8 protein-coding genes and 2 pseudogenes are annotated in these 8734 nt (G+C 68.3%); all 10 read right to left on the reverse strand.

What is annotated here, in order from left to right:
- Window positions 1-395, reverse strand: a 395-nt coding sequence (locus ABZZ74_RS51155; protein ID WP_356950987.1) for a cupin domain-containing protein, incomplete at its 3' end; no start/stop codon positions are given.
- Window positions 396-638: 243 nt separating this feature from the next.
- A complete protein-coding gene (locus ABZZ74_RS51160) occupies window positions 639-1499 on the reverse strand; it encodes an alpha/beta hydrolase (RefSeq protein ID WP_356950988.1) in 861 nt (286 codons plus the stop codon).
- A gap of 61 nt (window positions 1500-1560) precedes the next feature.
- Window positions 1561-2733, reverse strand: coding sequence for a DUF5624 domain-containing protein (locus ABZZ74_RS51165; protein ID WP_356950989.1), 1173 nt, complete (start codon window positions 2731-2733; stop codon window positions 1561-1563).
- A 50-nt stretch (window positions 2734-2783) separates the two neighbouring features.
- Window positions 2784-3878 carry a hypothetical protein gene (locus tag ABZZ74_RS51170; RefSeq protein WP_356950990.1) on the reverse strand — a complete coding sequence of 365 codons (1095 nt, stop codon included), beginning with the start codon at window positions 3876-3878 and terminating at the stop codon, window positions 2784-2786.
- 21 nt (window positions 3879-3899) lie between these two features.
- Window positions 3900-4946: an FAD-binding protein gene (locus ABZZ74_RS51175; protein ID WP_356950991.1), complete on the reverse strand. Its 1047-nt coding sequence runs from the start codon at window positions 4944-4946 to the stop codon at window positions 3900-3902.
- A pseudogene (locus tag ABZZ74_RS51180) lies at window positions 4939-5250 on the reverse strand (FAD-binding protein); the annotation flags it as partial. The pseudogene ABZZ74_RS51180 and the gene ABZZ74_RS51175, both read right to left, overlap by 8 nt.
- Before the next feature lie 47 nt (window positions 5251-5297).
- A complete protein-coding gene (locus ABZZ74_RS51185; protein ID WP_356950992.1) occupies window positions 5298-6050 on the reverse strand; it encodes an SDR family oxidoreductase in 753 nt (250 codons plus the stop codon).
- Between the two features lie 83 nt (window positions 6051-6133).
- Window positions 6134-6778 (reverse strand): isochorismatase family protein, encoded by a 645-nt coding sequence (locus ABZZ74_RS51190; RefSeq protein ID WP_356950993.1) that lies wholly within the window; start codon window positions 6776-6778, stop codon window positions 6134-6136.
- Between the two features lie 518 nt (window positions 6779-7296).
- A complete protein-coding gene (locus ABZZ74_RS51195; protein WP_356950994.1) occupies window positions 7297-8211 on the reverse strand; it encodes an NADP-dependent oxidoreductase in 915 nt (304 codons plus the stop codon).
- 286 nt (window positions 8212-8497) lie between these two features.
- Window positions 8498-8734, reverse strand: a pseudogene (locus tag ABZZ74_RS51200) (cupin); the annotation flags it as partial.

The following is an 8734-nucleotide window of genomic DNA, read 5'->3' on the forward strand; positions in this document are numbered from 1 at the left end:
GTGGCGATCATCAGGAGGTCGGCGCGGTCGGAGGTGATGCGGTAGGCGTGCGGGACGTTGCGGGGCAGGTACACGATCCCGCCCTCGCGCAGTTCGTGTTCCTCCTCCCCTGACCAGACCAGGGCCGTGCCCTTGATCAGCATGAACACCTCGTCCTCGCGGGTGTGCAGGTGCAACGGCGGGGCTTCGCCCTTGGCGACGTCGAAGCGGCCCACGGTCAGCTTGCCCTCGGTGGCTTCCTTGTCGAGCAGCACGGAGAACGTTCCCCCGTCGAGCCATTCGAGCTTCTGCTGCTGCTCGGGCTGTGCCAGATAGGCCATCGTCATGAGAAGTCCGTTCTTGGAGGTCGGCGGGGATACTGGTCCGGCCCGCCACTCGTAGGCGGGCATGGGCATCGGCGAGTGTCCGGGAATCAGGCACCCAGGGTGCGGCGCCCCCAGACGGAGCGGGCGACGGCAAGATCCGGTGCCGAGAGGGCAGCAGCCGGGGGGCGCCTCGAAGATGTGGAAACCGCCGGCCCGGACGTGGAGTTCGGCATGCACGCCGCAAGCCCACAGACGGGAGGCAAGATCCTCGTTGCGGAAGGCCTGCGCGGAGCCGACCTCGACAAAGACCGCAGGCGGACCAGCGGTCACTGATCACGGGCCGGGTACGGGGCGATCGTCGATGAAGGAGAGCAGTAGGGAGTTGACGAGGTCAGGGCGCGTGGCGAAGGCGAAGTGGTCGGCGCCGGGGAGCTCGGCCGGACGCGCATGGGGGATGGTCCGGCGGAGGTAGAGGGAGACGCTCGCAGGTACCTCCTGGCCGATCGTGCTGCTCATCACCAGGGTGGGGACCGTGATGGCGGGCAGCAGGTGACGGTCGTCGTCGAGTGAGATGTTGTCGAAGAAGCCGAGCAGGGTCGCAACGCCCGCGTTGTAGCTCATGTCCCGGAACCACGAGCCGAGCTCCGCGGCGCGGTCAGGGCCGATATCGGCGAAGACCAGGCCCGGGTCGAGGACTGCGTCGGTGAGTCCCGCGATTCCGTTGTCACGGGCGGCATCGGTGAAGTGGGCGATGCCGATGTCGTCGAAGCCGTACGGCCAGTCGTCGCCGCGACGGAACTTGGGTGAGCCGTTGAGGACGGCCAGCTTGCCCAGCAGCTGGGGGTGTTGAGCGGCGAATCTCAGCGCGACGTGCCCTGCGGAGGCGAAACCGACCACTGTGGGGCTCTGCAGGCCGAGGTGGGTGATGAGGGCGGCGAGGTCGGCGGTGTACAGCGCGGTGACGCTGTCCACGGCGGGGGGCAGTTTGTCGGAAGCCCCGTAGCCGCGTAGATCGAGGAAGACGTTGTGGGCGTGAGGGTCGAAGAACTCCTGTTGGGCGGCCCAGGAGCGGGAGTCCAGGGGCAGGCCGTGCACCCATACGACGGGGTGGTGGCCGGTGCCCGTCTCGTAGTAGGCGATCCGGCCGCCGTCCACGTCGAGATGGTGGGCTTGGTCGAAGGTCAACGGGGGCATGTGTTGTGCTCCTGGCTTCGGGCGGAAGGTACCGCGGCACGGGACCTTCCGCTTGCGGTGATCACAGGCCGGTCGGGTAGGTGATGTTGTCCAGGCCGGGTACGGTCACCTGGGCCGGATCGTTGTCGGCGGCGACGAGCTGGCTGATGGCGAAGTCGGTGACCGAGCCGGACAGCAGCTGCCTCGGGTCCTCCAGCACCATGCGCAGGCGGGTGGTCATGGCGCGCCAGTCGTTCGCGCCGTGAATGACGGGCATCTCGCTTATCTCGTTGACGGACGGGTCGGAGATGTCTGGGAGGGTGAGCTGTCCGGGGGTGTAGCGGGGCAGTCCGGGGAACATCAGATCGCCGAGTTCCACGGTGGCGCGGGTGTTGGACCAGATCTGGCGCAGCGGCTCTTCCAAAGCTGCCACCTCGGACAGGTCACCGTTGGGCGGCGTGGTGAAGGTGGGCGCGTGGGGTGCCATGTAGAGGCGTTCGAGAGGCAGTTGGTAGCCGGAGGCGCCCAGGAGCATGGTGGCGACGCTGGAGGTGTTCCAGGTGACACCGGCGGTGGGACGCCCCTGCTTGCCGGCGATGACCGCCATGGCCCGGCTCCAGTCGATCTCCTGCTCACGGAACCAGCTGATGATCCGGTGTGAGATGTCCAACCCGGTGAGGAAGAACGTGGCAATCATCATGTGAATGATGGTTCCGTGCCCTTCGGCACTGCCCTTTTCCAGGTACTCGCCGCGCAGGGTGGCGGCGTCGAGACGGCTCTCGTCATCGAGAGCCGCGCTGAGGAAGCGGTCGGTGACGGCGAAGGTGTAGTCGGCCATGTCGGCGATGGCCTGCTCACGGCCGCGGTAGGTCTCGACCGCAATGGTGTCGCGCCACAACTCGGCGCTGTTCGCCTCCCGGCTGCGCCGCACCTGGGTCAGAAGCCGCTCCGCGTCCGCGCGCCAGCCGAGGGCGCCGTACTTCTTCCGCAGCTGCACCAGGGTGGCGAGGGCGGGGCCGAGGTGGGAGATCCCGGCGAGTTCCTTGAAGCCCTTGGTGGAGAAGCGGAAGCCCTCGACCGTGGGGGGCTTGCCGCCGCCGGGGTAGAGCGCGAAGTCGGTGCCGGTGGCGACGATCAGTGGCGCGTCGGCCGTGTCGGAGGCCGCGGTACGGGTGAGGTGGGAGCCGATGCTGGTGGGACCGGCCGTGTAGGTGGTGAACAGGTCAACGAGCTCAGGGCTTTCGTTGGCGGTCATGGACGTTCCTTGTCGCTGAGTGGAGGAGCGGGACACAGGAATCGGAGAACTCAGAGGGTGAAGCGGTAGAGGACCGTACGGGCGGCGAAGCGCACGTCGGCGGTGAGGCTGTGGGAGACGGCGATGAGCAGACCCTCTTCGTCGTCGTGCAGGGTGGCGACGTCGGTGGCACCGGTCGTGGGGAAGGTCTCCGTCTGCACCAGCTGCCCGTCTCGCCACTGATAGATCTCGGAGTCGAGGTCGGTGGTCGGTTCTGCCGGTGTGCCCAGCACGAAGTTCACGCGGACGATGTACACGGTCCCGTCCGGACCTGGCACGACGACGAACTCACGTGCTCCCTGTCCGTGCAGCGTCTGATGGACGACGAAACGGGTGCCGTCCCAGCGCAGCAGCTGCGAGTCGCTCTGCAGCCGGGCGACCAGCAGGAAGAATTCGCCGTCTGCGGTGAAGTGTGCGAACGCGCGGCCGTGCCGGTCGGCCAGCTCCTGGTGGGGCCGGAACTCCTCACCGTCGAAGCGGTAGAGCACCGACGGGCCCACGTGCTCGGCGTGCGCCAGGAAATGGTGACCGTCGACGGTGAAGGCGTGCCAGTTGTAGGCCCACCGTGAGTCGATGTCCTGGAAGTGGGCGAAGCGTTCACCGTCCCAGAGGAAGATCTGCGAAGGCCGGTTGTCTGCCTCCTGTTCCGGAAGGACGACCCCTTGGGCGAGGGCCAGGAAGTGCCGGTCCTCGATCGTGAAGTGCCTCCACTGCTTGGCGGCGAAACTGTCGAAGGACTGGAACTCGGCGAAGGATGTGCCGTCCCATTCGAGGACATGGGACGAGGTGGCATACCGGTACGGGCCGTTGCCCGTACGGATGCTGGCCACGGCCAGGAAGGCACGGTCGCCGATACGGAAGAACTCCGCGTCCTCGCCGCCAGGCGCCGGTACGCGCTGGAACGGCTCGTATCCTCGCTCCCCTCGCTTGAGCAACAGCAGATCCGTGTCGCTGTCTCCTCCGTTCATGTTCGCCGGGGTGTCCGGCATGTCATAGGCGAGCTGCGGTATGGCGAGCAGATGCATGCCGTCCAGGTCGAAGGGCTCGACGGCTCGTGCACCGGAGGTGGGGACGGACTGGATTTCGGTCAGGTGTGTGCTGGGCATCGGGTGGTCATCTCCTCGGTTTCAGTGCGGGAACGGCACCGACGGCAGGGCAAAGTTGTTGTCGAAGACGTGGTCGGGGTCGTACTGCGCCTTGAGTGAGACCAGCCGGTCGAGTACCTGGCCGGGAAAGGCGTCCTGCAGTTGTCTCCGCCCAGTACGCGTTTCAAAGCTCAGGTAGAGCCCGTTCACATGCGGCTGGAGCCGTTCCCAGTGCTCGTCGAGGCCGTCGCGCAGTGCGGGCACGGTGGCGGCCATCAGGGAGAAGTTCTGGGTGCGATGCGAGTAGGCCATGGCGGTGGGCGGTGTGTCGTTGACCGCTGCGCCGACCGAGCGCAGCTGCACCATGCCAGCCGCCTTCATGAGCGCTGCCATGCTCTCGGCGGCGGGCGGGGTGATGTGGTCCAGGAGTCCGGAGCGCGACACGGTGAGCGGTTGCTGCGCGTGCTGCGGCTCGTGTCCGGCGGGCAGCAGCCGGTGGTAGGGAGTGACGGTTGCGTGGTTGCGCAGGACCGGCCCGGCCGACAGCAGGGGGGCGAGAGCCGCGCGGGCCTGCGTCGCGTCGGTGCCGGCGTACACGGTCATCGCCTGGGCCGCAGCTGCTCTCCCGCCGGGACCTGCGACGAGCGTCAGGAAACTGGTGAGCGAGCGGGGGGCCGCCTCCACTGCTGCCGCCCACCGGGTGAGGAACGCGGCGGTGTCGGCGGCGTCGTAGACGGTCATGGCGACGATCACATCGCGCACCGGCTGAGCCTGGAACTCGAAGGCCGTCGCCACCCCGAAGTTGGTTCCCGCCCCGCGCACGGCCCAGAAGAGGTCCGGGCGGTGTTCGGGGTCGGTGCGGATGACAGACCCATCGGCCAGGACGAGTTCGGCGGCACGCATGTGATCGATGGTCAGACCGTGCAGACGGGACATGAGGCCGATACCGCCGGCGGTGGCCAGTCCGCCGACCCCGACATCTCCTGTGTCTCCGGAGGACAGCCCCAGGCCGTGGGGTGCGAGTGCTGCGTGCGACGTCTCCCCAACGGGCTCCCGCTTCCACGCGTACCAGGCCGGACCGGCTGTCAAGGATTTCCACGGTGTTGAGCCGGGAGAGGTCGATGACCATGCCTTGGTCGTTGGTGGAACGGCCGCTGATGCCGTGGCCGCCGCTACGGGCGGTCACGGGAACCCCGGTGGTGCGGGCATGAGCCAGCATGTCCGCTATGTCTTGGTGGTCGCGGACGCGGATCACGGCAGCTGGGGATCCGAGGCGGGTGTAGGTGTGCCGTACGGCGTCGTAGTCACGGTCGCCGGGCCGGATGGTGACCGTGGCAAGGCTCTCGGGAAATGTGTGCTTGGGTGCAGGCGGTGGGCCGGCGGTGGTCTGCATCGATGCTCCGCGTTATCCGTGTGCATGAAGGGGCTTTTGCGCATCCGTCACTTCGGCGGTGTGGTCCGTACACCGTGGGCGCGGGTCACCAGGTACTGGAGCGGGTCTTTGGTGTGTGAGCCGTCGCCGGCGATGAGGCGGCCCGCGTGCCGGCCGAGGTCCTCGGCACTGAACCAACCGGGGCTGTCCGCTCCGATCGCGGCACGCGGGCGGGTGCGGATGGGCCCGATGATCAGCTCGTGGACACGGGGACCGGCGCCGCCCAGTTCCGCCGTGAGGGAGCTCACCAGCGACTTCTTCGCCGCGTTGGTCGCGCCCACGAGTGCAGCGAACGGATAGGGGATCTCCGCGCTGAACCCGCTCAGATGCACCAGGGCACCGCCCCGGGACAGCAGCGGGGTGAGCGCTCGCAACGCGTGAAAATGACTCGTCAGGTTCGACGCGATCATCGACTGCCACTCGGCGTCGGATGTCTCGAGGATGCCGGTGCGCTCCGGGCTGCCCCAGTCGCCGATAGCGATGACGGCACCGTCCAGCGCACCGTACGCGGACAGTTGGGCGCGCGCCGACTCGCTGTCCGCGTCACCGACATCGACCGTGTGGGTGATCAAGGTGCCCTCACCGGCGTCCTTGACGTAAACCGCGAGGCCGGCCAGTCGTTCCTCGCTGCGGCCGGTAGCTACGACGGTGGCTCCCTGGCGCAGCAGCGCGAGAGTCATTCCCTCTCCGATGCCGCCGGTCGCGCCCGCCACCACGACGGTCCGGCCGGACAGCAGCAAGTTCCCCTGTATGTCGTTCACGGGCGAGATCCCTTTCCTGAAGGCGGGGGGGCGGGCCCCGCAGGGTGGGAGTGGGGGCGGGCCGGAGCCCGCCCCCCAGGGGTTCAGACGGCCGTGGCGGCACGCTTGCCCAGTTCGAGGGCGTGGAAGAAGGTCCGGGCACTCATGCCCATGGACGGCACGTTCTCCTGCATCAGCCGCATGCGGTGCGGAGCGTCGTGGAACTTGGGGTCGAGCTGGAACTCGGCGGCCAGGGAGAACCAGGTGACCGGTACCGCGCCGGCCTGGACCATGCGCTGCACCGCCGCGTTGTGTGCCTCGAGCGAGGGGCTGGCGGAGGCGTCGACGGCCACGTGCACGCGGTAGCCCTCGCGCAGGCCGCCCAGCACCGTCTGCAGCACGCATCCGTCCGTGGCGACGCCGCCGACCACCAGGTTCTCCCGGCCTTCGTCCCGGACCGCCTGGGCGAACGACTCGTCCAAAAAGGAGTTGAAGTCGACGGCACGCTCGATGACCGGCTGGTCACCGATGGCCTCCAACAGCTCCGGGTACAGCGGGCCGGACGGCTTGCTCGACTGGCCGTTGGTCACGACCAGACCGCTTTCGTACCACTTCGCCGTCTTCGCCAGGCCCACGACGTTGTTGATGTGTTCAGCGAGGTTGTGGGAGCGCAGAAGGTTCGCGAAACCGACTGCGTAGTCGACGAGAACGACGGTGGTGTTGGCGGGGATGAGGGGCTCAGGAGTCATGACGAAACTTCTTTCTGATCGAAGAGAAGGACAGCGGCGCGTTGGTCGCGCAGCGGTGGGCAGGTGCCTTGGCGTCCTGGTGACCGCTTGGTCACTAACGAAGGGACGCCGACTCCGGGTCCAATTCCCAGACGATCACTCAATCTGGGAACTCAAGGAGACAGTGGCCGACTTGTAAGCTTTTATCTGACCAGCCACTCTCCACTCGGGGCGTTCTCACCTGGTGTTCAGGCCGAGGCGTACGGGAAGCTCGCCGAGGGGCCGGCGCAAGCTGAGACGGAGCGGTTCTCCTTCCCAGGCGGTGTCGACCGGATCCGGGCCCCGGGTCGCGGCTCGGTATGTACCGGCCCGCCCCTGGGACTCGCACGACCTGCCCCCTTGCCAGGGCCGAGAGGCCTACTCGCCTGACGGGACCTGGTGACCGCGTTTGTTGACCGATTGCTTGATCGCGTATGTGGTCGTGGTGAACGTGTCGATCTGCCCCGCTGTCAGGCCCTGTACGCTCGTGGGAGAGGGGGTCAGTCGACGGTGAGGACGAGCTTTCCGCGGTTGTGGCCGGCGTCGCTGGTCTGCTGGGCCTTGGCAGCGTCGGCGAGCGGGTAGGTCGCGCCGACCGTGGTCACCAGCGCGCCGTCGGCGGCCTGCTGGGCGAGTTCCGCCAGCCGGGCGGCCGAGCGCCGCGCCGGGCCCTCGGCGAAGACGACACCGAGTTCGCGGGCCCGGAAGTCGGCGGTCGTGACGATCCGGTCGGTGCCGCCGCGCAGGGTGATGGAGTCCTCCAGCGCGCCCTTGCCCGCAGCGTCGAACACGGCGTCCACGCCGCTCGGGGCGGCTGCGCGGACCCGCTCGACCAGGTTTTCTCCGTAGACCAGCGCGGTGGCGCCGAGCGAGGTCACGTACTCCTGGTTGGCCGGGCCGGCGGTGCCGATGACGTGGGCGCCGCGGGCGACCGCGAGCTGGACGGCGACGGTGCCGAGTGCACCGGACGCGCCGTGGATCAGCAGGGTCTCGCCGGCCTTGACATCGAGCAGGTCCAGGACCCGTTCGGCGCCGTCGCTCGCCACCGGCAGCGCGGCCGCGTGCGTCCAGTCCAGGCCGGCCGGCTTGGGGGCGAGGACGGCCGCGGTGGCCAGTGCGTACTGGGCGTAGGCGCCGGTGTCGGACCAGCCCAGCACCTCGTCGCCCACCTTGAACAGGTCGACGCCTTCGCCGAGGGCGTCGACGACCCCGGCGATCTCCCCGCCGGGTACGGCGGGCAGGGTGGTGGGGAAGATGGCCTCCATGATCCCGGAGCGGATCTTTCCGTCGACGGGGTTGACGCCTATGGCACGGACACGGACACGGACCTGACCGGGCCCGGGCTGGGGCACCTCGATCTCCGCCTCGTGCAGGACCTCGGTGCCGCCGAACGTGTCGAAAACGATGGCCTTCATGACTGTTGTCTCCTTCGAAGGGTCGAGCTGGTGGCACTGGTGGAGTGGCTGGACACATAGAACGCAGCACCGATTACATGGCTGGCCAAGTGCCTGGATGGGCGCGTGCCCGATCTGGATCTGCGGAGCCTCGGGCCGCCCGCCCGAGAGGGCCTCTCGGGCAACGAGGGCGGCTTCGGTGGCGGGATTCCAGATCTGCTGGTCCTGCTCGCCTTCGGGTCGGATGGCCATGCTGGTTCCGTACGTGAGTCGGTCAGTCGGCCGAGGACTCGCGGCGCCCTCGGGTTCAGCGTGGCGGGCCGAGGATGACGCCGCCGTAGAGTTCGGATGCTTCCGCCAGGAGGGACTTGGGGATCTCGAAGCCGTCGGGGCGTGGGGTGGCGAGGTCGCGTCCGGCGTGGCGGAACATGCCCTCGATGCCACCGGGCGTGGCGATCATCAGGAGGTCGGCGCGGTCGGAGGTGATGCGGTAGGCGTGCGGGACGTTGCGGGGCAGGTACACGATCCCGCCCTCGCGCAGTTC

Source organism: Streptomyces sp. NPDC006476 (assembly GCF_040612015.1).
GTDB classification, from domain to species: domain Bacteria; phylum Actinomycetota; class Actinomycetes; order Streptomycetales; family Streptomycetaceae; genus Streptomyces; species Streptomyces griseorubiginosus_B.

Coding starts and splice junctions, on each gene's coding strand:
- ABZZ74_RS51160 (WP_356950988.1), bottom strand. CDS start 1,499: ATGCCCCCGTTGACCTTCGACCAAGCCCACCATCTCGACGTGGACGGC.
- ABZZ74_RS51170 (WP_356950990.1), bottom strand. CDS start 3,878: ATGCCCAGCACACACCTGACCGAAATCCAGTCCGTCCCCACCTCCGGT.
- ABZZ74_RS51165 (WP_356950989.1), bottom strand. CDS start 2,733: ATGACCGCCAACGAAAGCCCTGAGCTCGTTGACCTGTTCACCACCTAC.
- ABZZ74_RS51190 (WP_356950993.1), bottom strand. CDS start 6,778: ATGACTCCTGAGCCCCTCATCCCCGCCAACACCACCGTCGTTCTCGTC.
- ABZZ74_RS51195 (WP_356950994.1), bottom strand. CDS start 8,211: ATGAAGGCCATCGTTTTCGACACGTTCGGCGGCACCGAGGTCCTGCAC.